General features: G+C 59.2%; 22 protein-coding genes and 1 pseudogene. 10 read left to right on the top strand and 13 right to left on the bottom strand.

The window, feature by feature from the left end:
- Positions 1-120 precede the first annotated feature (120 nt).
- A pseudogene (locus FHT32_RS32690) lies at positions 121-663 on the top strand (IS66 family transposase); the annotation flags it as partial.
- 137 nt (positions 664-800) lie between these two features.
- Here the strand turns inward: FHT32_RS32690 and FHT32_RS32685 are convergent.
- Together FHT32_RS32685 and FHT32_RS32680 are read right to left on the bottom strand one after the other, a co-directional pair.
- On the bottom strand, positions 801-1,250 hold the full coding sequence (locus FHT32_RS32685) for a carboxymuconolactone decarboxylase family protein (protein ID WP_125966279.1): 450 nt from the start codon (positions 1,248-1,250) through the stop codon (positions 801-803).
- Positions 1,251-1,399: 149 nt separating this feature from the next.
- Positions 1,400-2,335: a sigma-70 family RNA polymerase sigma factor gene (locus FHT32_RS32680; RefSeq protein ID WP_307651175.1), complete on the bottom strand. Its 936-nt coding sequence runs from the start codon at positions 2,333-2,335 to the stop codon at positions 1,400-1,402.
- A 292-nt stretch (positions 2,336-2,627) separates the two neighbouring features.
- Here FHT32_RS32680 and FHT32_RS32675 point away from each other — a divergent pair, with 292 nt between their 5' ends.
- Complete coding sequence (locus FHT32_RS32675) at positions 2,628-3,827, top strand: lysozyme inhibitor LprI family protein (protein ID WP_176668689.1); 1,200 nt, start codon at positions 2,628-2,630, stop codon at positions 3,825-3,827.
- 3 nt (positions 3,828-3,830) lie between these two features.
- Here the strand turns inward: FHT32_RS32675 and FHT32_RS32670 are convergent, their stop codons facing one another.
- The 5 genes from FHT32_RS32670 to FHT32_RS32650 all read right to left on the bottom strand — a co-directional run bounded on the left by FHT32_RS32670 (position 3,831) and on the right by FHT32_RS32650 (position 10,026).
- The gene (locus tag FHT32_RS32670; protein WP_176668688.1) at positions 3,831-4,610 is read right to left on the bottom strand and encodes a hypothetical protein; all 780 of its coding nucleotides are present in this window, start codon (positions 4,608-4,610) and stop codon (positions 3,831-3,833) included.
- Between the two features lie 181 nt (positions 4,611-4,791).
- Complete coding sequence (locus FHT32_RS32665; protein WP_176668687.1) at positions 4,792-6,441, bottom strand: ATP-dependent helicase; 1,650 nt, start codon at positions 6,439-6,441, stop codon at positions 4,792-4,794.
- Positions 6,438-8,375 (bottom strand): ATP-dependent endonuclease, encoded by a 1,938-nt coding sequence (locus tag FHT32_RS32660; RefSeq protein ID WP_176668686.1) that lies wholly within the window; start codon positions 8,373-8,375, stop codon positions 6,438-6,440. Before FHT32_RS32660 ends, FHT32_RS32665 begins: the two co-directional genes overlap by 4 nt.
- A 285-nt stretch (positions 8,376-8,660) precedes the next feature.
- On the bottom strand, positions 8,661-8,837 hold the full coding sequence (locus tag FHT32_RS32655) for a helix-turn-helix transcriptional regulator (protein WP_218088523.1): 177 nt from the start codon (positions 8,835-8,837) through the stop codon (positions 8,661-8,663).
- 181 nt (positions 8,838-9,018) lie between these two features.
- Positions 9,019-10,026: a hypothetical protein gene (locus FHT32_RS32650; protein ID WP_176668685.1), complete on the bottom strand. Its 1,008-nt coding sequence runs from the start codon at positions 10,024-10,026 to the stop codon at positions 9,019-9,021.
- Positions 10,027-10,493: 467 nt separating this feature from the next.
- Here FHT32_RS32650 and FHT32_RS35520 point away from each other — a divergent pair, with 467 nt between their 5' ends.
- The 6 genes from FHT32_RS35520 to FHT32_RS32620 all read left to right on the top strand — a co-directional run bounded on the left by FHT32_RS35520 (position 10,494) and on the right by FHT32_RS32620 (position 15,141).
- Positions 10,494-10,973: a TonB family protein gene (locus tag FHT32_RS35520; RefSeq protein WP_218088522.1), complete on the top strand. Its 480-nt coding sequence runs from the start codon at positions 10,494-10,496 to the stop codon at positions 10,971-10,973.
- Positions 10,974-10,988: 15 nt separating this feature from the next.
- A complete protein-coding gene (locus tag FHT32_RS32640; RefSeq protein ID WP_176668684.1) occupies positions 10,989-11,876 on the top strand; it encodes a TonB C-terminal domain-containing protein in 888 nt (295 codons plus the stop codon).
- 126 nt (positions 11,877-12,002) lie between these two features.
- Positions 12,003-12,683 carry a hypothetical protein gene (locus FHT32_RS32635; protein ID WP_176668683.1) on the top strand — a complete coding sequence of 227 codons (681 nt, stop codon included), beginning with the start codon at positions 12,003-12,005 and terminating at the stop codon, positions 12,681-12,683.
- A gap of 358 nt (positions 12,684-13,041) precedes the next feature.
- The gene (locus tag FHT32_RS32630) at positions 13,042-13,941 is read left to right on the top strand and encodes a DUF6348 family protein (protein ID WP_176668682.1); all 900 of its coding nucleotides are present in this window, start codon (positions 13,042-13,044) and stop codon (positions 13,939-13,941) included.
- 335 nt (positions 13,942-14,276) lie between these two features.
- On the top strand, positions 14,277-14,588 hold the full coding sequence (locus FHT32_RS35515) for an HNH endonuclease (RefSeq protein ID WP_176668681.1): 312 nt from the start codon (positions 14,277-14,279) through the stop codon (positions 14,586-14,588).
- Position 14,589: 1 nt separating this feature from the next.
- Entirely contained in the window at positions 14,590-15,141 is a 552-nt protein-coding gene (locus FHT32_RS32620; RefSeq protein WP_176668680.1) for an SMI1/KNR4 family protein, read from the top strand.
- Between the two features lie 187 nt (positions 15,142-15,328).
- On the opposite strand, the gene FHT32_RS35205 is transcribed toward FHT32_RS32620, so the two are convergent.
- Together FHT32_RS35205 and tnpB are read right to left on the bottom strand one after the other, a co-directional pair.
- Positions 15,329-15,691, bottom strand: coding sequence for a hypothetical protein (locus tag FHT32_RS35205; protein ID WP_256099248.1), 363 nt, complete (start codon positions 15,689-15,691; stop codon positions 15,329-15,331).
- A gap of 65 nt (positions 15,692-15,756) precedes the next feature.
- Positions 15,757-16,044 carry an IS66 family insertion sequence element accessory protein TnpB gene (tnpB, locus tag FHT32_RS32610; RefSeq protein WP_176668679.1) on the bottom strand — a complete coding sequence of 96 codons (288 nt, stop codon included), beginning with the start codon at positions 16,042-16,044 and terminating at the stop codon, positions 15,757-15,759.
- On the opposite strand from tnpB, the gene FHT32_RS32605 reads away from it, so the two are divergent.
- Entirely contained in the window at positions 16,043-16,213 is a 171-nt protein-coding gene (locus FHT32_RS32605; protein WP_218088521.1) for a hypothetical protein, read from the top strand. The genes tnpB and FHT32_RS32605 overlap by 2 nt on opposite strands.
- A gap of 262 nt (positions 16,214-16,475) precedes the next feature.
- Here the strand turns inward: FHT32_RS32605 and FHT32_RS32600 are convergent, their stop codons facing one another.
- Positions 16,476-16,844 carry a helix-turn-helix domain-containing protein gene (locus tag FHT32_RS32600; protein WP_176668678.1) on the bottom strand — a complete coding sequence of 123 codons (369 nt, stop codon included), beginning with the start codon at positions 16,842-16,844 and terminating at the stop codon, positions 16,476-16,478.
- Between the two features lie 231 nt (positions 16,845-17,075).
- Between FHT32_RS32600 and FHT32_RS32595 the strand changes: the two genes are divergently transcribed.
- A complete protein-coding gene (locus FHT32_RS32595) occupies positions 17,076-17,648 on the top strand; it encodes an XRE family transcriptional regulator (RefSeq protein ID WP_176668677.1) in 573 nt (190 codons plus the stop codon).
- 290 nt (positions 17,649-17,938) lie between these two features.
- Here the strand turns inward: FHT32_RS32595 and FHT32_RS32590 are convergent, their stop codons facing one another.
- From FHT32_RS32590 to FHT32_RS32580, 3 genes are all read right to left on the bottom strand, one after another.
- Positions 17,939-18,121, bottom strand: coding sequence for a hypothetical protein (locus tag FHT32_RS32590; RefSeq protein ID WP_176668676.1), 183 nt, complete (start codon positions 18,119-18,121; stop codon positions 17,939-17,941).
- A gap of 42 nt (positions 18,122-18,163) precedes the next feature.
- Positions 18,164-19,078 carry a manganese catalase family protein gene (locus FHT32_RS32585; RefSeq protein ID WP_176668675.1) on the bottom strand — a complete coding sequence of 305 codons (915 nt, stop codon included), beginning with the start codon at positions 19,076-19,078 and terminating at the stop codon, positions 18,164-18,166.
- A 457-nt stretch (positions 19,079-19,535) separates the two neighbouring features.
- The gene (locus FHT32_RS32580; RefSeq protein WP_176668674.1) at positions 19,536-19,835 is read right to left on the bottom strand and encodes a DUF2934 domain-containing protein; all 300 of its coding nucleotides are present in this window, start codon (positions 19,833-19,835) and stop codon (positions 19,536-19,538) included.
- Positions 19,836-19,857 lie beyond the last annotated feature (22 nt).

Genomic DNA, 19,857 nt, shown 5'->3' with positions numbered 1-19,857 from the left:
TGCGCAGTTCTTATGCGGTGCCAAGGACCACGCCACACCGCATCGCGCCTGTGATCGCAGGTCGTGCTCCACATAAAACGACGCTCGAGATAATGTGCCTTATGCGGAGCTCCGCATAAGGCGCACGCACGGCGCAAGTTCCATGAGCTGTGGGCCAACCACAGCAGCATGCTTGCCGAGGGCGCGCTCAAGCTGTTCGCCAACCTCTACGACATCGAACGCGAGGCCAAGGACCTCGGGCCGAGCGAGCGATTGCACTTGCGGCAAGCCAAGTCCAGGCCGGCGGCCGACTTGCTGCACGCCTGGTTGATGGCCAACCGTCAGAAAGTGCCAGACGGCAGTGCGACGGCCAAGGCCATCGACTACAGCCTCAAGCGCTGGGCTGCGCTGACGCGCTTCATCGACGACGCCGACCTTACCGCGGACAACAACCGCATCGAGAACCTGATCCGTCCCATCGCGTTGGGCAGGAAGAACTGGCTGTTCGCCGGTAGCCTGCGCGCGGGCCAGCGCGCCGCCGCCATCATGAGCCTGCTGCACACCGCCAGGCTCAATGGCCATGAGCCCTACGCTTACCTCAAGGACGTACTGCAGCGGCTGCCGACCCAGCCAGCATCTGCACTGCGCGATCTCCTGCCGTACCGCTGGACGCCGCTGACCTGAGCTGCGGCATCTCCGGCGTCAAGATGACTTCGCCTGGCGCATACGTCGCAGTAGCCGGCCAGCAAGATCGGGAAGTTGATGCCGCACTACTGAATTGAACCCACGAGCTCAGCCAATAGAGCGGCGCGCCGCAGCCGTTAAGCTTTCGCCCGCGGCTTCATGCGGAAGCTGATGCCCATGCGGTTAATGGCGTTCATCGCGGCGATGGTGAGGGTCAGGTTGACCAAGTCCTTCTCGCCGAACACTGCCAACGCCGCCTCGTAGGCTTCATCGGAAGCGTGTGTTTCGCTGACGCGGGTGACTTCCTCGGACCAGGCGAGGGCCGCACGCTCTTGCTCCGAGAACAGGTACTCCGCTTCGTGCCACACCGGCACGAGGACTACTTTCTCAACCGACATTCCGCCAGTCATCAGGTCACGGGTATGGATGTCGATGCAGTGGGCACAGCCATTGATCTGCGAGACTCGCAGGAACACCAGATGGATAAGCTGGCTGGGCAAGGACGTGCCAGAGGTGACGAAGTGATGCAGGCCACCGATGGCCTTGGCGCCCTCCGGGGATACTTGGAACCAAACTGCGCGGGTCATGAAACGCTTTCTTCAAGTTGAGACTGGATGCGGCTGCAGGAGCAACCTGGTCTCAAGACGTTTGACGTGATCGCGTTGTGACAGTCGCAGGGGAAAGAAATGTCGCCCCAGGCCTCAGGTTCCTGGTGGCAGCGGGTTTGGCCGGGAGCTCAGGAGACGAGTGGCTTATCCTTCAACGTTGCCAACTTCACCGGATTCCGCTGGATGCGAACCCGAGAGACCTGGACATTGGTGAACTCAAATGTCTGTACGGAGTCAAGCGCACCATCGATGTAGCGCAGGAGGGACCATTCGCCATTCAGTATGGCCAGCTCAAGTCGCATAGCGTCACCGTGGCGAAGGTGCATCGCGTAGTAAAGCTGAGCGATGCGTTGAGCGCCAAACAAAGGCCTCGCCAAGCTTGGCCTGACGTCGCCAAAGTCGCCCAGCATCTCCGCTTCCTCTGCGAGCAGCCTCTTAATGCCCTCAAGGTGACCGCTCGAAATTGCTTGAACGAGTCGTCGCAACAGTTCCAGCTGAGCCACTGCTGGCATTGGCGGCGCCTTCATGCCCGCTGATTCGCGTGCGTTCTCCAGCCTTCGCTTGGCTCTATGGACAATCTGCCGGGCGGAGGCTTTGCTTCGGCCAATGGCCTCGGCTACTTGCTCGTACTCAGCGTCAAACACCTCACGCAGCAAAAACGCGGCCCGCGCTTCCGGCGACAGGCAGTCCAGAAGTAGCAAGAAGGCGATGGACACATTGTCGGCGGTCTCACACGCTTGCTCAGGCGTGGTCGGCGCCTGTTCCAGTAGCGGCTCGGGGAACCACGCGCCCGCGTACGTCGCTCTCCGCAGTTTGGCCGCCCGAAGACGGTCAATCGCCATCCGCGTGGTCACGGTCACGAGCCAAGCTTCAGCATTCAAGACTTGGGCCTGGGACGACTTCGTCTCCTCATGCCAGCGCAACCATGCGTCCTGCACCAAGTCCTCCGCCTCCTGTACGGAGGAAAGCATGCGATAGCCAATAGCCATCAACCTGGGACGCACGTTCGAGAACAGTTCGGTAGACGCGGACGACATGGCGAGCAAGTCTAGTACGAAGGTCAAGCTCCTTGGTGGGCGTGGCCATCTCTTCGGCGCGGGCTAGTTTCGGCCATCGGTCTACGACGTAGGGGGTGATGCCATACTTCATCGCTACCCTGCTCCTGTAATCAAGTCCACCTAAGTTGGGTGGACGCGATCCTTTCTGCCGTCAGCCCCGATTTCAAGATGACTTGGCCGGACGGATACGATGAAGTGACTAGGTTGATGAACTCGAAGGGTCTGCAATAGGACAGTGCCTATCCACAAGTTGGCAGCCTTTTGTCGCCGCACAACTCCCAAGGCCTGATTCAAGAACATGAATGACCTGACATCGATCTTGGCAGCGGCAGACACCTACCTCCAGCGTGAATGGGTAAAAGCCGTGGCACTCCCTTCGTTCGGAGTCGCAGCAGCTGGGGTGGGCTACCTTTTAAGGCGCATGATCGAGAAGAGGGGGCCGATTGAAGAGATCGAGCTACTTGCGAAAGTTGCCAATCTAAAAAGTCAGCTTGCGAAAGACGGAACGAACATTTCGGAGCTGCGCTCTTTCCAGGCTCAGGCTCTTGGCAAGGAGGCAGCTGCAGCCATAACAACCGCGCAGCGCTACGCTGAAACTGCATCACAGCTTTCCGGCAATGCCCGACAGGTAGACCGCGATCCGGCCTTCGATAACGCGATAACGCAGGGCGAAATGAATGATGTGTCGTATCGCAAGGCAGACCAAGCCGACGACGAATTGTCGGAGGCAATTCGCTTTCTTCAAGAGCATGGCATTGGTAATTCAGAAGATCTGCAACGCTCACAGATTGCGTGGAAATCCTATTGTGAAGCGGAGCTGTCGCGCGAGGCGAGGATTTGGGAAGGCGGGTCGATTCGACCGCTTATGATCAATTTGAAGCGGGAAGCTCTAACAAGGGAGAGAATTGCGACGCTCGCGTGGAATGAGCTTGATCCGGACTCGCCGGAACTTGTGGTTGAGCCTCGAAAGACACCTCGCAATTTGCTTGAGCACATCGAGCCACAGATCCCCAAAGTTCGAGTGCATGAAATTCTTGGATCTCCTAGCGTTGTTGCTGGTAACACTTGGATCTATAGATTCTTGGAAACTCAAGTCGAAGTCACTTTCGAGCACGATATCGTGCGTGACGTTGTGGTCGCCTTGATACATGGGCAAGTCTACGCCGGCACTTCAGCCGATGACTCTGTCACCATCCCTCTCGGTCGATTGACCCTGGCCGACGTGATGGAGATTGGTAACGTCGAGGTTGAATATCGATGGAGCAATCGAACCAAGGAGGTTTACGTGCACGGCCGCTCAGGCCCACCTGGCGCTTGGACCGAGTATTGCTACGGTGCCTTGCATGTGTTCAGCGGAGCTGGTCGCCTGCAGGATACCGGCTTCCTTTGGAACGACGAGTTGAATCAACTTATCTCGGATCCGAAGACCGTGCTAATAAATTGGATGGCGTTACCAGGAACTAGCGAGATGCCTGCCTTTTACTGGTTCATAAAGTAGGAGTCACAGCGCCTGCAAATCTAGAGCGACTGTGTCGTGCGCCGATGATTTCGACCAAAACCAGGGCACTCTGTTTGGCGTCGGCGCTGATGCCGCGAAGGGTCTCGCGAACGTGATGACAATCGAGACCATGTGGATGAACTCATCGTCCTCATCCTCAGGAGGCAAAGAGATCTGCCGGACGGACAATTCGGTTACGTAATCTGGGGACAGGAAGCGTCGGGCTATTTGCTCATAGTGCTTCGCCAAGTTACCCAAAACTTTCTGACCGGCGACCGCCCCGCGGGATTTGTCATCTACAACCACGAAGCCGAGCATGGCGGCATCGAGCTGATTCTGTCGTCCAGGACTAGCCAACTGCATGAGTTGCTGGTTGCGGATCAGATCGGCAAGAAGCCCCCCGATGGCATTAGAGATTTTGAGTTCCACCAGGGCACGGGAGATCGGGATGCCGACATTCCTGGCCTGAATGGCGATGTCTACACGTTCGCGGTCGCCTTTTGACTTGGTCTTGCGCGAACGGATTCTGGGCCGCGGACTCAATTTGGGAAAGTTCGGCAGCGCCAAGCAGCCAGCGGCAAATTCCTGAACGTTTTCCTCCAACTTCACGACAGCTCCGGGAGTTCCTGTGAGAGCTGGCAGCAAGCTCTCCGCGACGGTCACGGTACAAACATACTCGGGCTTGGGAGGTGCGCCAGGCACATCTGTCGCGCCAAACGCGAACACCCAAGCTTTTCTGAGGCCGGCATGGATCTCATCGACCAATATTTGAACAGCGGGCATCTTATTTATTAGTAAGCGTTGCTAGAAGCCAAACTTGCGAACGCACTCTATGCGGCTCCTTAGCGGGCAACGCGCATAGTACGTGTGATGTGGGACTCTGCTTCGTCGATCTTCTGTCGCAGGCCAGATAACGCCTTGATGGTTCTGCCGTAGCCCTCGGTGACGGAGCCTGCAGACCTCGTCACGCGGATACGCTGGCATAACCAAGAAATTCCGCATGTGGTGTTCGGACTTCGTCCCAACGGCTAGCGCCCTCTGGACGTCCCCGATATCCGGCCACGGTCAGCCAGAGCCGCCGCTTTGCTCGAGAAATGCCGACGAAGTATGCCGAGCGCTCTGCCGTGACGTTGCCCCAGTAGGTTTGACGTTCGACGCCCAGCATGACGACCGTGTCGAACTCCAGCCCCTTGCTCTTGTGAATGGTCATGATCCGCACTGCTCTGTCCTCGGAGAACCGGGACAGCGCTCGCACAGGGCTCGTATCGAGCCGAAGAAGCTCATCGACGCGATCAAGGGTGAGCTCGATAACTTCCTCGAGGCGGCCACCCCGCTCGTAATCTGCCGACAGAGCTGCTACGAATTGGCGCCCCAGGAGCGCGAGGAATGCGTTGGCGATCTCTCGCAGCGCTGCTGCGTCGAGCTCGATTTGCCGAGTTTCCTCGCGCGAAGTGTCGATGAATCGATGCCAGCGAGCGCGTTGCTCGTAGGATGCATCCTCATCGAGTCCCGTAGCCAGCAAGACAGCCATCAGGCGCCCATACGCATCTGGTTCGCGATCACTCACGACCACTGAAAGATAGTCGACGATCAGGCGAGCCGCAGGTTCTGCAGAAAGGTCCTGCAGACTTTGCTCGTTGCGAAACGGGATGCCTCGCTCAGTCAACTCGGCCATCAGGCGATCGGCGTAGAGCTCCGGCTGCCTAGACAGCAAGACGGCGATCTCCGACGCAGCTACACCCTCATCGTCGATCCACACCTCGATCATGTCGGCGAGGCCTTCGGCCTCTTGCTGGCTGTCGTGGAATTCAAGGGTCTCAACTGATCCGCCGTTCCCGGAAAGGTCCTCGTCTGACATCGCCGCCTTTGGGTCCATTACCTTCACCATGGCGTTCTGCATTCGGCGCAGCCGCGGCAGAGAGCGGAAGTTCTGGTACAGACTGAGCGGGAGCGCGTTGAAATCTTGGGCGAAGGTCTGGAATACGCCCTCCAGGGCGCCAGCCCAGCCCATGATGCGTTGCTTGGTATCACCTACCGCTGTGAGCGAAATGCCAGTGGCATGAAAAGCGAGCTGGATGAGTTGGTACTGCGGGCCGGTGCAATCCTGGAACTCGTCGAGGAATATATGGCTGTAGGTCTGCCGAACCGCGTTTCGGGCGACGTTGCTGTTCGTCAGGATCTGCACGCCCAGAGAAACCAGATCCTCGAACTCGATCTGGCGTCGCGGAACCTTGGGCGTACCGATCGTGTAGTCCGCATCCAGCGCATCCCTGCCGGTCAGCACAGGCCGGAAGCGGTCTATCAAGCGCTTGGCAAACGCATGGAAGGTGTGGCTGTCCAGCCGCGCGGCGAGCTCAGGGCCGCAGCGCTGGCGCACGCGATCCTTCAAGTTGCGGCTGGCGTCGACTTTGAACGAAATGGCCAAGATTCGCTGTGGGTATCGGCACGTTCCGGTGCGCAGCAAGAAATCCGCGCGTTGCGCGAGCAACTCGGTCTTGCCTGCGCCTGGTCCAGCGGTCACGACCAAGCTGCGCTGGACTTCGCAGGCAGCAACCTGTGCATTAGTCTCCAGTGTCAGGCCGCTCGCCGGCCGCCAAGCTGTGGCCTTGATCACTCTGGCAGTCCTTCTAGGCGCTTCTCGACGGCCTCGATCAGGCGGGCGATGCGTGGCGGCATCTGGGAGATCAGCGTTTCGTTGTCCAGCTCGGCTAGGGCGCCCAGATGTGCAGCAGGCTTGCTGCCGAGCTTGAACCGTTTGTGATAGGCGGTGAAGTGCTTCTGGTGCTCCTCGCTGTATTGATCGACCCCGTGCCGCTTCTTGCCCAGCACCGCAGTAAGCGTCGAAGGCTCCGGCATTGCGAGTTCCCCCTCCTCCAAACCGTAAGCCTCGCTATAGCGGCGCAGCATCGCGAAATCGAGATCGAGCGGGCCCGAGAAGAAGACGGCTTGGGTTTCCAGCCATGCCAACCAATCCTTCCCGCTCTTGGACTTCAACAACTCGTCCGCGCCATTCCAGGCTGGCAGGGTCTCGATGCTTTCAGCCGTGAGACCCGGGATGGGATGACCCAGCGCAAGAATCTGCTTGGCAGCGTAGCGCACGCGGCCCCAACCGCCCTGGTACCGCCCCAGGTCGAGGTCCAGCAACGTGACATGGGGGATGTCCAAGCCGTTCAGCAGCCGCCAGAAGTGATTGACATGCCGGCCCCCCAACGGCGCAACGACGATGGACGTGTCATCCTCGTCCAGGCCTTTGGCCTGCATCAAGCGCGGCAGCACAATCTCTTCGCTGTCGCCTTCACCCAGAACAACGAGCCGGGAGAAATACAACTCGGGAAAGGCCTGGACCGCCTCGCGCACGAACTTGTGAGCGTCGTCAGTAGCCGCGGGAAGGACGACGGACTTGACGGTCGTTTCGCGGTTCGTGTTGAGCCGTAGGTAGCGGATATTCTCCGGAGGCACTCGTCTGAGGAGGGACGGCGCATGCGTTGCAACGATCGCCTGCGCATCGTGATGTCCAGCGAAGGTGTTCAATGCCTTGATGACGCGGCCCAGGTAGTGCGGCGACAGGCTGTTCTCGGGTTCCTCTGCCGCCACGAGCGTGAAGACCGCTGGACGCAGCTTGTCGACGTCGAAAGCGTCCAGCTCTCCTGCCAGCACTTGACGTCCGATGGCCTGGACAGACAGCACCAACGAGATGTAAAGCAGGGACTGCTGCCCGTCGCTCAACCTTGAGAAGTCGACGATCTGATCGTCGTGCCCAGGCGTGAAGCCGACAGTCAGGTGACGCAACAGGTTGTCAATCTCATTGCGTTCGAACGAGACGCTGGGGTTCGCGTAGTAGGCGCCCTTGTGCAACGCCGTCCATTGGGCCGTCAACTGTTCACCGAGGCCTTCGACGGCTGCGTTGCCTGCAAGAGCGGCGCCGATGTTCTGGGTCAGCTCCGCGATCTCGGCGCGCTCGGACTGCCAATTGGCCGCCCGCAACGCTCGGCCCAGCAGCGAATTGGCGGCGTAGGAAATGTGATTCGCGGGATCCCTGCGAGCAGGGAGATAATGGACCTGGATGGCGTTGCGATCGTGTTTAGACACGATGACCGTTTTGTTCGGCTCATCGTCGTTGTCAGTCTGCACGACGTAGTGCATCGTCTCCTCGATGTCGCCGTCCTCATCAAGTCGCGCCGTCAGTCGGAAACGCACGCGCGGGACGCCATCGGCCGATGCCAGTTGCATGTGCGCGAAATTGCCTGGAATGGTGGCGTACTTGCCTCTGGTCTTCTTCAGTTCAGGAAACTCAAACTGGGCCTCGATCCACAGCGTCAGCGGCTCGATGTCGCCCGGGACGAGGTCCTTCGGCGTGACGTGGAAGTCCGCGCGACGCACGCGGCGCAGCGAAGGGTCAAAACCGAAAAGGCGCGCCAGTGCCTGCAGCACAGCTGTCTTCCCCGACCCGTTCGGGCCGAGCAAGAACGTTGTGGCTTCGAAGTCGACGACCGTGGGCTGTTGCCCAAAGGACTGAAAGTTGCTGACCCGCAATCGTGTGAGCTTCATCCTGCCCCCTCGCATTCTTGTTCGATCGGCCGGTCAAGCCTTCATGGAAAGCCGACCGATGGCTGGACGCATTGCGCCCATGGACAGTTTATCGAGGCACTCAGGGAAGGCGGCGGGAGCGATCGGGCTGGCCCCTGCAGGAACGCATCGGCCAACGACGGCTGCGTGGCCTTAGTACGGGCGCATACGCCAGATCTCGGCTCCAGATCGACGCGTCAAGCGCGCGTACGAAACGGAAGTTCTGCAACCCCATCTGTAGACCACCAGTAAGATCGTCTGCGGCATTCACTGCTCATCGAGACCAGCAAATTTCGCAGGGGCCAAGAGATCATGCAGCGGCACGCCACCGACTCGAGACAGCACATCTGCGTTATCAATCGAGATGTTGATGGTTTCTCGCTCGATGCGGCTCAGGTAAGCCTGCGGCACACCCGCGTTGAGAGCCAGGCTTTCTTGCCCCACATCCTTCAGACGCCGAGCACGGGCGCAGATTTCTGGTGAATGCCTCGCGCGAGGTCAGAGCTGATTTGGTCTTGGGCATCGCCGAGCGGCATCCTTTGGGCGGGCTGCTCTCAAGCGGATAAACATCTTTTCTCCCTGACGGTTTACGCTAGTCATTCGCTGACGCTTTTTACAATCGCTTTTATGAAGTTTGTCCGAACTTGATTTCCAGCTTGCTGGTTGCCTCCTTTCCGAGGGCAGCTTCGATAAGGCCTTGAATGTCGGTGGAGTCAGCCATAACAGCTTTCATGAATGCCGCATAAGCCGGCTGCTTACTGACGAGATCCGCGAAACGCTTGGGATTGGTCGAAACAAGGGCGTAGGTTTGCACCAAATTTTCTAGGGCATGAGCCTTGCGGATTTCGTTCTTATCCCGGACCAAATCAAGGCACACCGCAAACATCTTGACCACAAAGTAGTTGGCACTCTCCTGCGCGAACTGGGCATAGGTCAGATGCTCCGTCTCGAAAGACATGTAGATATTGCCCATCGGTGAAAAATGGACCGATTGGCTACCCATGTCATATCCCTTCTTCTTGTAGGAATCAAGGCGCCCAGCTTTCTCAAATATGTCCTTGATCGAGGCGGGAACAAGCCAGTTGCTGCACTTCTCCCATTGCTCTAGGGTCTTAGCACTTTTCAGATCGCCTCCGAGTCGACCCTTTGGATCAAACCATATCAATCTCTTCTCATTCTCCTTAATCCAGTTATTCATCTCATCCGTTGGAGGCATTCCCAAGCCAATGACTCGATTTCTGATACTGTGAATAGTTGGAAAAGCTTGCCACCGCCATCCTAATTCATCATACTTTGCTGGATCGAGAGTTAGATAGGTCGCAGTGGTATAGCTCTCCTCCAACAGGCGAACATGCACGATAGAGACATCCGACTTGTCGAGATCCTTGGCGCCGATAAGGGCGTCAATTGCGCGTGCGTGCTCAACGTTCCGACTTAGGATCTTCCGCAATGGCTGTTCAACGCCAAAAACGCCCGACAGGAGTTGCTTCTTGAGAATTGAACAAACGCTTTCGGCAACGTCTCCAAGCGGTCGCTTTGTGAGCTCGTCGATCGCTTTTTCTTCTAAATTCCATCCCTTCTTGAGGGCAGCCAGCGTAGCTCCTTCGACTACCGAAACTGGAATGTCGAGCATGACTTTCCTTTCATTAATGCAGGTGAATTTAATATTGGACGCACGACCCAACACCGCCAATCATCCCGCAACGTCTATCCACATAGCAATTAGCTCCGAGCAACAGCTCACGAACGCTGGATGATTTTCGATCGCCGCCGCCATTCGCTATGCTCCCAGCAACTGCGTCCGCGAAACGCGCCGATTAAGAATAACTTGATGCACGATTGAAATCACAGGGGCTTCATCTCAACATCAAGGCTATAGCATTGCTGTCAAGAGCATGCCTTTAAAGAGGTTGCGCCCAGCTTGTTTATCTTCTGATCCGAACTAAGTTTTGCCACTTACCAGTGGCCCCGTGTCGATACCCGGTATGACGCGGGTACCTCGATGAGGCGGTAGCGACGGCATATTTCAGAGCGGGTGCGGCCGACTTCGCGTTTCGGAACTATCGCTCGGCCGCAGAGCTGTTTCGCAAATCTGCTGCGGTGCCGACGGTATCGCCATCGCTCGCCGCCGAGGGGCTTCTTGCCGCTGCGGATTGCGCATTGGAAACCGGAAGTGTCGGACAGTCGTTCGGAGATCTCGCCAAACTTGCACGAGACTATCCATCGACGGCCCAAGCGTCGATCGCCAATCAGCGTATGGCCTATGAAAAGAAGCCGTTCGCGTTCAAGGATGAGGTTCAGGACATTGAAAAGGGACGCTATGCCATCGAGCCCTTTGTGACCTATCCGGCCATGTCCCGGCGATTGGGCGAACAGGGGCTTGTCTTGCTCGGGGTCATCATCGAAACGGATGGATCACCTCGGGAGGTTGTCTTGTCGACAAGTTCGGGCTATCCGCGCCTCGACGAAGCGGCACTCGCAGCTGTTCGGAAGGCGTATTTCTTTCCTGCGCGATCACCTAGCGGGAAAAAATTCCCTGTCCGAATGCAGGTGCCCACCCGCTTCCGGCTGGATTCCTAAGCCGAACGACTAGCCATGTGGCTGATTTGGTGGCGAGGGCAAGCGCGCAGAAGTGGCTTTCGCCCTCAGGAATCATGCAGCGCTACCGCGCTTGAGGCAGTTTCGCGCAGCGACGCGGTCGAGGTGCCGTCGAATGTTGATGATCTGGAGTCACGAAGAGATATGAAATCGCGGATGTTTAATGGCGTTTTCGCTGCTCTCCTTGGGGTTGTGCTCGGTGGCTGTGTGACGCCCTCTAAGCAAAGCGACACTCCGGCTCCCGGTTCGGCACCGCGGGTCCAATCGTCATCGGCAGAGAATGGGCGGAACTGGAATCGGCGACTCGCAGAAGCCGTTCTGCCAAATATCGCGTATCCGGCTAGCGCCCCGAAGCCGCCGCGCTCGGCTGAGTTCATGGTGTTCATGAACTCGGAAGGTTCGATCACTGAAAAGTCGCTCCTCAACACAAGTGGAAGCCCCGAGTGGGATCGGGCCGCTTCACTGGCCTTGCGCAACACGGTTCGTCTGCCTGCCGATGAGAGTGGGCAGGCGCCTTACCAGGCGGTGATCAGCATCAGTTCGAACTTCGTTACGGGTGCCGTCATACAGCGAAAGCCCGACCCACGCATTGGGCCAGCCTCCCGTCTCTCCGAGGGCAACTATGCCGCCCGGCTCGCCGCAGCTGTTCGGCCGAACATTCTCTTCTTGCACCCTGAGCAGATTCCAGGTAATCCTGGTGCGGAGTTTGATGTCTCGCTCGCGCCCAATGGCGACATTGTCTCGATCGTCCTGAGCAAGAGCAGCGGTTGGCCCGACTGGGATGTTGCGGCACAACGTGCTCTGCAAAGAACAGAGAGGTTTCCCAGAGACGTCGACGGAAAAGTGCCGAGCCGATTGTTCTTGACGCTGCGCCCCAAGCTATAACTCGAGCTCGATCGATTCACCGGGTATTGGCAACCCTTGATTTCTTGCCTGTGCTGGAGCGAGATTTCCTGCTCTCATCAGGTGCCCGCTACAGTTTCAATGACCCGAGTACTGCTGGATTCTTGAATGAACGTCTCTTCTTTTGCCCTGCACATTCGCACGATCTTTGTCCTGGCATTTGCAATCGGGCTCGGAGGCTGCATGAGTACCCAGATCAGCACACTTCGCGGCGCGTCTACTTTCAAGGCCAGGGTTACAACTTCGGATTTTCGACATGTCGATGAAGGAACTGTTCTCCGCGCAGCAAAGATCGTCACTCTCAGTGGGGGAAAGTATCGGCCGGCTGGGCAGGATGCAGATGGCGTTTGGTATGTTGGGCCACAAGGAGGCGTGAGCATCTTTTATACCGAGCGCAAGCGATCAGATGGGAAGCGGTTGCTCGAGGTGTACACCGGCGGCGTCTACGTGCCTCACGCCGACAAAGCCAGCGCGCGCGTCTTTATTCAACCAGACACAGGCAAGATGCTTTTGATGTCGGATGACGAAGCCGATGAGGCTGCCCAGGCCCCTCCTACCGCGGGCGAGGACATCCAAGCCGAATCTAGCGTGCGGCTGCCAGGAGAAACTTTGGCGGAGAGCTATCTCGCGCGTTCCGACAACGGTCGAGGTGGCCGGGCCACCGGCGCCACGATCGTGGGTGCAGGGATTGGAGGAGTGATCGCTGACGAACTGCTCATCTACGATGCCCGAGGCTTCAGACTTATGCCAAGATTTGATGGGGTTGGCGCTTGGTTCGATGTCCATTGAAGAGAATTCAGCCGAGGTTTTTTGGTTCGCCTGCAAGAACCATGGGCCCCTGCCTCTCTGATGCGTGTGGTGATCCAGAACCCGAAGTAGGAGCGCGTTGAGATCACGCGATTGAGTGCGCGAGTAGAAAGCCGACGCGATCTGTTCGATCCCCCAGAAAGCTATCTGGTCGGCTGCCTGCGGAGGGAGTGATTTACCTGCGGCGAAGATGCTGTTCTGAATGGGGACCGCGTGTTTTTGCCTACGGGCTGTCGCCCGCTGAGCCTCGGGTTTGACGCTTACGTGGCGCCTTGAAGAATCGCTGTGAACAAATCTTCAACACAGTTTGTCCCCGTCCGTGTAAGGGCGAGAAAGAGTGATGCAGACCATGAATGAATCTGCTTTCAAGAAGCCGAAAGCTTCCGCCGGCAACCCCGGCATGGGCGTATCGATAGATGCAGCCTTTGTAAGAGGCGAGGAGCAATGGACCGAGCAGGTTGACCTTCCCAGCATCCTGCATGAAGTGCTGCAGGTGGCTGACATCCGTGCTGTCCGACAAGGCAATTGGCTCGCGCTGGACGATGGTTGGATGCTCCTGCCTCAGCTGGTCACTTATACGATCGATGACGGCGGTGCACTACGCACCACCACGACGATCGAGGTTGTCCATGGGAGCCATCTGCCCGCTGGAAGCTTCGAGTATCAACACTCGCACGGTCCTAGCCTGAACGCATCCTTGCGAAACGGATTCGACCAGTGGCGCCAGATGGACTTGGCAGTTTGGCGGGACGTAGTGCGCGAAGCACCGGCGAACAGTGCCATCATGCTGATGGAATGGCCGGTTTGCGAAGGCCGTCCAGCGGGGAAAAAGCGAATACTTCTCGGACCCTTCCAACACGCGGCTTTGCAAGAGCCGGTGGCGGCCGACGAAGAACATCCTTTCTGCCCGTGCTGCCTCCTGACCAACAGCCTCAACGCCTTCCAGTCGCTGATTGAGTCCGATGGCATCCAGGGGGTGCGTCTCTATGCTGCCCGTGATGCGGAGGGCGTGGCACAGGCCGACTGTCGCGTCAATGGCGAAGATTTTGAGCAGGGCCGCCAAGCCTTACTTGCTTACGTGGCGCAGTGGCCCCAGCGTGGATTCGAGCTCCGCAAGCAATTTGTGGTTTTCCAGGCTGCGCTGCCTCCATCTGGAGACGTGTCGCCGACGCATGCCGAAGGTACAAGCCCAGTCGGCCAGCGTTGGTGGGAGCGTCTGCTTGGTCTCCTTCGTCGTTGAATCATTCTGAGTCTCTAGGCTTGTAGGTGGTGGCTCCACGCGTCGCGCATTTCTTACCGAGGGACGGCACCGCAGTTTCCAACTGGGACTCAACGGCGCGTAGACCTCGCTACGCAGTAAGCGCGCTCTCACCACCCATCTTTCCTGAACGGACGGCGACCGGCATGCTTGCGTAAGCATGTGCGCCGGGATGGTGTGCATCAAGACCGATCATGCACATCATGTCCGTAGAGATAGAGTCCGTAGCCGAGCGCACAGCCAAACCGCGACGACGCGTCCATAGCGAGGTGCTCAAGCGCGAGTTGGTCTGACCTGCTCCCCATAGGGCGTACCAGTTGAAGGTTAGTAGAGTCCGTTTTCAGAGGAAGAACGGACATGAAGAAGAGCAGATTCACCGACGAACAGATCATCGGTTTTCTCAAGCAGTCGGCGCATTCACCTCCGATTCGGCAGACTTCCGCGCTGCAAACAATTCCGCGTTTGGGGCGGGAAATGCTTACGGCTCATCCAGCAAGATCCTGATGAATGGCAAGGAATACACGTGGCACCATTCTCAGTACGATGGGAAACTTCAATTGATTCCCAAAGACATTCATGATGCGGTAAAGCACACTGGCGGCGCAGCCGTGTGCGGCACACGGAGGTGATATGGCGGTCCTGACATTCAGGAGATTGGGTTTCTCCGAGGCGGAGCTTGAGGCGCAGGCGCGCGCTGGAAACAGATTCGACAAGAGAACGAGCGTGATGTATCGCTCGATGTACGACATGGACAACCCACCGGACGAAGACATCAGAAGCTTCGAGAGTGCGATGGGCAAAATCCCTGAGGACTACAAGAGCTTCCTGAAAAGCAACAACGGCGGGATTCCCAGCGCAACCTTGTTGAAGACCAAATCCAACGAGCGGGTGATCAATGCGCTACTCGCGTTGAAGGCTCCGCCGGGATTTGGGGACTCGATCGAGAGCCACCTGAACGTCTATGAGGGACGGATTCCGAGTAATACGATTCCGATCGCGTCTGCCGGCAGTGGCGATCTGATTCTGCTCAACATCGATCCAAGCAAGTTCGGAGAGGTCCTGTACTGGGACCACAACTTTGAATCGGACGATGACGACGCGAGTGACTATTTCGGCAACACAGAAGTCGTGTCGGATTCGTTTTCCGCATTCCTGGACAAGCTCACTCCCGATGTCGGTTGAATGGTTGGGGGCAGTGGAGTGCGCATCACGTCAAACGGGCCGGCTGATCGGATTGCACTATTCTTGACTCGATGCGTTGCTGAAAGCTCGGCATGACGGCGCAAGTCATCATTACAGACCACGACAGGTGGCGCAAAGGCGCCGGCGGATCGCGCGCAGTCCTTTCGGGCGAATCCGACAGTTCCTCCTATTCGGGTCTCGACCTGAACCTGGCCCAGTTCACCTCCAGCACCTTCTCCAGTAGCAGCTTCGCCGCGACCACCTTCAAGCTTGCGGAGTGGAGCAATTGCCGATTCAGCAACTGAATGGTCTCTTCCAGCAGACTCTTCTGCTCGGTGCTGAAGGCTTCGGACTTGGCGGCGAACTTCAGCCGCTTGAGCACCGCCATCTCGTACGTGAGCTTGTCGATGGCAGCCTGCTTGAACGCAAGCTCCTGGTCGCGCCGTTGGATCTCGAGCTTGTTGGCCTGCACCTGGCCCATGAGCGACTGCACCATCTCGCGCAGTTGCTGCGCGTCCAGGTGGTCAAGGTTGGTGGCCGTGTCGCTCACGGAAGGTGATGATGCCCCGAGGTACCCAAGCTGACATCAGCAACTTCGGCAATTGCGCGACCGCGCTACAGAACGCAGATGACGCCGGCCTCGCCGACGCGTTGCCAAGGCAGGCCGAGCATCAGGGCATCGAATTGGGGGTGATTCAGGCTGAGCGTAGGGGCGGCATCCTTGGGCCAGATGAACTTGCCTTGATGAAGACGCCTGGCCGCCAGCCAGATGCCAATGCCGTCGTGCACGAGCACCTTCATGCGGTTGGCGCGGCGGTTGGCGAACAGGTACGCGCGGTGTGGCCTGGCAGCGCCGAAGACGCGCACGACGCGCGCCAGGGCCGCCTCGGTGTCGGCACGCATGTCCAGTGGCTCGACAGCCATCGGCGGCACCGGTGCCAAGGCTGACGCCTTCTCCATGTGGGTGGCGCAGTTCATTGGCAAGGAAGTCCGCGTACTGGACTACTACGAGGCGCAGGGCCAGGCGCTTGCCACGCATCTGGCTTGGCTGCGTTCGAAGGGGTACCGGTAGCGCGATGCACCTCTTTCATTTCCCACGTTATGTTCGGCATGCCGAACATCAGGCAACGTTTGCCGTTCAACTGACGCTGGTTTCGGGAATGCACTCCGGTTCCCCCCAGCATCTTGATGCGTTGCATGGGGCGCCACGTCGGCATGACGATCTCGGTGCGGGGCTTCTAGCACTTGCTGCCACGCCGACTTGCGTGGGCTCATTTGCTCGAAATGGCGAGTGCTCAGTGGGCCAACTGCAGGATTCGAGACATCCTGTGTTTCTAGGAACTGCTGCTGCGCGACCTTTTCTTCATCGGCGCGCCGAGAACTGCTTGATTGGAACGGCGCAACGTGCCGCCCTTCCATGAAGGCGCCAAGGTTTCCTTGATGTCTCCGAACAACGCGGGCAATGTGATTTTCAGGCAATAGCACAGCGTGGCGAGCGTCAGCAGCGACGGGTTGATGTGTCCGCGCTCAATCTTGGAGATGCGCGAGCGCTCGACTTCTGCATCGAAAGCCAATTCGACCTGGGTAAGTCCTGCTTGCTCCCGGAAATGCCTGAGGTTGCGACCGAGCGCCAAGGTCACTGCATTGGGCAATCTGCCCTGTGCAATGCCGGGTGGCGCCTTGGTTCGTTTGCCTGCAGTCATGTACGCGCAGGCTCGCTGAATGTGCTTCTGGAGGAAACGTCGTAAAAGACACATAATCTCCGAGTGCGCGCAGCTGGAAGTGCAGCACGGCATCCCATCGGCTGCGGTATCTGGATGGACAAAGGGAACTACATGACGCAAAGGCAATTCGCTTCGCCCCTGCCATCGGCTCGCCCGCTGCGCTTGCCCGTCTCGGTGACGCGTGTGCGGTCCCGGCGACCCGCACCTGTGGTGCGCAGCCTGTCCGCCGCACGCATTGGCGCGCAGGTGAGGGCGCTGCGCATGGCGGCCGGGCTATCGGCCGGGCAGCTTGCGGCGGCGTCGGAGATCTCGGCGTCGATGCTTTCTCGCATCGAGCGGGGGCTGGTCTCGCCTTCGGTGGAGACCTTGGAGCGGCTCGCGCAGGGGTTGCACGTGCCGGTCTCACGCTTCTTCGGAGACCAAGCGCGGCGCACGGACTTCTGCCATGTGCGGGCAGGGCAGGGGCTCGCGGTCGACCGCATCGGGGCCGTGACGGGCTACCGCTACGAGTTGCTGGGGCACTCCCTGTCGGGCAATCTCTTTGTGGAACCCTACCTGGTCACGTTGTTGCCGGAGGCGGGGCCGTACGTGACCTTCCAGCATCCGGGGCTGAAGTTCCTGTACTTCCTGTCCGGGGCGGTGACCTACCGCTACGGCGCGAAGGCGGTGGAGGTGGGGGCAGGGGACACGCTGCTGTTCGATGCGACAGCGCTGCATGGGATCGAGGCGATCCATGCAGGGCCGGTGTCGTACCTGTCGGTGGTTTTCACTTTGCGCGATTGACCCACCTGCGGTAATACAGTCAGGCTCGTTGATTGCAGTGGCCGCCGATCCGGCTCGTCGCTCGGGCATTCGCCCGTGCCACTTCTTTTTATTTCTCCTGGCTTCGGTGTTCGGCATGCCGAATACCGCCGGAGCACCGGCCGGCGGTCAAGAATGGAGATCTTTGTTCGATGAAAAGGGCGGGAGCTCTATCGGACGGCAGTGCAGGGCGCTCTGCGTCGGCGCCGAGGAGGGCGGCGGCTGCCCTGTTTCGCGAGGCTGGCCGCCTTTCTCCTGTCTTCTTCCGTCGGCTACTTCTTCCCGGGTTTCAGGAAGCCGGGGGCGTTCTCGCCCTCGCCAGGCCTCGTTTCGGTCGCTTCGTTGTCTTCAGCCGCGTCGTCGGGCGGCGGCTTCTCGAGGTCGTCGGCCCTGACCTCGGCCTCGATCGGAGGGACGGGCGAGGGGGAAGTGGTGGGCTTCGGGTCGGTGTTCATGTTTGGTTCCTCTTTCGTTGACGCGCGTCGATGCCCGTGCGATCAGGGCTTCTTCGTGAGCTGGTCGTTCAGTTCGTCCAGAACCGCCTCTTCGGACATGCCGAGTTCGGCGCCCGTCTGCGGATCGCTCGTGGGGTCGGAGGCCGTGCGCGCTGCCATGGCGTCGACCGCGGTTTCTTCCTCGGGCGTGAGCTGAACGGTGGGCTCGCCGTCTCCTCCGTCTACCGCCATCTGGTCCTCGGGGTCCGCCACGAACTCCCATTGCGGTCCCTGGTTCCAGGGGCCGCGGACCTCGCCTCCCTTGGACATGTCGAAGTAGACCTTCGTGAACTCAGGCATGCCCGGCAGCTTGCCTGGCGGAAAATTGGGCGTGATGGCATAGAGCGCTTTCTCGAACGACTTCTGGTGCGCGATCTCGCGGGTCATGAGAAAGCCCAGTGCTTCCTTCACCCCCGGATCGTCGGTGAGGTTGATGAGCCGCTCGTAGACGATCTTGGCGCGCGCCTCCGCCGCGATGTTGGAGCGCAGGTCGGCAGTGGGTTCGCCGATGCTGTCGATGTAGGCCGCGGTCCACGGCACGCCCGCGGAATTCACCAGCGCGGGCCCACCGCCGTAGAGCACCTGCGTGAGGTGGCTGTCGTTGCCGGCCCCCGTGATGCTGCGGTAGGTTTCGGCTTCCGAATCGACGCCTTCGGCCAAGCGTCCCTTGGCGCCCTTGTTGAGCATCGCGACCATTGTCCCGATCACTTCCAGATGGCTCAATTCTTCGGTGGCGATGTCGAACAGCATGTCCTTGCGGCCCGGGTCGTCCTCAGCGATGGCCTGGGTGAAGTAGCGGCAGGCGGCGGCGAGTTCGCCTTGCGGCCCTCCGAATTGCTCGAGCATCAGGTTCGCGAGCCCGGGGTTTGTCTCGTTGACTCGCAAGGTGTATTGAAGGCGCTTGTTGTGGGAAAACATGGGAATCTCCTGATCGGGCGCCAGCGAACGGCGCGGTAAGTGGGGGGAGAACGAACGGCAAGGTGTTCGTGTCCGTGCAGCTTCTCGGGATGGCCTTGCAGTTCGGACGCCTTCAAAGTGACCCTCGCGCCGCGCAGTCGATGTAGTCATCGACCGCACGACAGAGTGCGATGTGGGCGCGATGTCAAGCGACGCGCTGGTCGCACTCTTAGAAATCAAACCCCGGGGCACGCGGCACGTTTTGCCTTCTCGCCTCAGGATTTGCGCAGCGGCTTTTCCTTCAGGTCCGCTCGCCGTAAGGCGAGCTGCCGTCTTTAGCGAAACTGCGTCAGACCGGCGAAGAGCACCTTTGCGCACGTCAGTCCTGCAGGCGTCGGCCGCCTGTGGAGCGCTGAGCTTCAGCAGCAGGCATGTGCGTTGCCACGAGCCTTGCACTCCCTGGTCGGGCGTCTGGCCGCTATGCGTTGCGGCCGTCGACCTGAGCTTCTGCGTCCAACCAATCCTGCACTTCGTCGCCCGGCCCGCCACCCCGGCGCACATAGGCGTCGTAGGCGGCGCGGCGCACCCGTTCCTCGCGCGCAATAGAGTCCTCGTTTTCGGGTGTGGGCTGCGTGGGTTGTTGGGTCGCGGGGGTGCTGGCGGAAGGATCGATGGGGTGTGCCGCTGTGGCGTCAGTGGTATCGGCGGTCCTTGTGGAATCGGCAGCGTGCGGCGCCTGCGCGTTTGCGGAGTTTGAGCTGCGGGTCGTCTTGGGCATGTTTACCTCGGCGGGGTGGTTG

It is taken from the genome of Variovorax sp. SG517 (assembly GCF_013376045.1).
Lineage (GTDB): Bacteria > Pseudomonadota > Gammaproteobacteria > Burkholderiales > Burkholderiaceae_C > Variovorax.
This window is presented reverse-complemented; position numbering and strand designations above follow the sequence as displayed.

Excerpts from the sequence above, each read along its gene's own strand:
- FHT32_RS32585 (WP_176668675.1), bottom strand. The coding sequence starts at position 19,078 with ATGTTTTCCCACAACAAGCGCCTTCAATACACCTTGCGAGTCAACGAG.
- FHT32_RS32675 (WP_176668689.1), top strand. The coding sequence starts at position 2,628 with ATGAATGACCTGACATCGATCTTGGCAGCGGCAGACACCTACCTCCAG.
- FHT32_RS32590 (WP_176668676.1), bottom strand. The coding sequence starts at position 18,121 with ATGAACACCGACCCGAAGCCCACCACTTCCCCCTCGCCCGTCCCTCCG.
- FHT32_RS32670 (WP_176668688.1), bottom strand. The coding sequence starts at position 4,610 with ATGCCCGCTGTTCAAATATTGGTCGATGAGATCCATGCCGGCCTCAGA.
- FHT32_RS32640 (WP_176668684.1), top strand. The coding sequence starts at position 10,989 with ATGTGGCTGATTTGGTGGCGAGGGCAAGCGCGCAGAAGTGGCTTTCGC.
- FHT32_RS32660 (WP_176668686.1), bottom strand. The coding sequence starts at position 8,375 with ATGAAGCTCACACGATTGCGGGTCAGCAACTTTCAGTCCTTTGGGCAA.
- FHT32_RS32635 (WP_176668683.1), top strand. The coding sequence starts at position 12,003 with ATGAACGTCTCTTCTTTTGCCCTGCACATTCGCACGATCTTTGTCCTG.
- tnpB (WP_176668679.1), bottom strand. The coding sequence starts at position 16,044 with ATGCGTGCCGACACCGAGGCGGCCCTGGCGCGCGTCGTGCGCGTCTTC.
- FHT32_RS32580 (WP_176668674.1), bottom strand. The coding sequence starts at position 19,835 with ATGCCCAAGACGACCCGCAGCTCAAACTCCGCAAACGCGCAGGCGCCG.
- FHT32_RS32605 (WP_218088521.1), top strand. The coding sequence starts at position 16,043 with ATGTCCAGTGGCTCGACAGCCATCGGCGGCACCGGTGCCAAGGCTGAC.
- FHT32_RS32630 (WP_176668682.1), top strand. The coding sequence starts at position 13,042 with ATGCAGACCATGAATGAATCTGCTTTCAAGAAGCCGAAAGCTTCCGCC.
- FHT32_RS32650 (WP_176668685.1), bottom strand. The coding sequence starts at position 10,026 with ATGCTCGACATTCCAGTTTCGGTAGTCGAAGGAGCTACGCTGGCTGCC.
- FHT32_RS32620 (WP_176668680.1), top strand. The coding sequence starts at position 14,590 with ATGGCGGTCCTGACATTCAGGAGATTGGGTTTCTCCGAGGCGGAGCTT.
- FHT32_RS32685 (WP_125966279.1), bottom strand. The coding sequence starts at position 1,250 with ATGACCCGCGCAGTTTGGTTCCAAGTATCCCCGGAGGGCGCCAAGGCC.
- FHT32_RS32600 (WP_176668678.1), bottom strand. The coding sequence starts at position 16,844 with ATGACTGCAGGCAAACGAACCAAGGCGCCACCCGGCATTGCACAGGGC.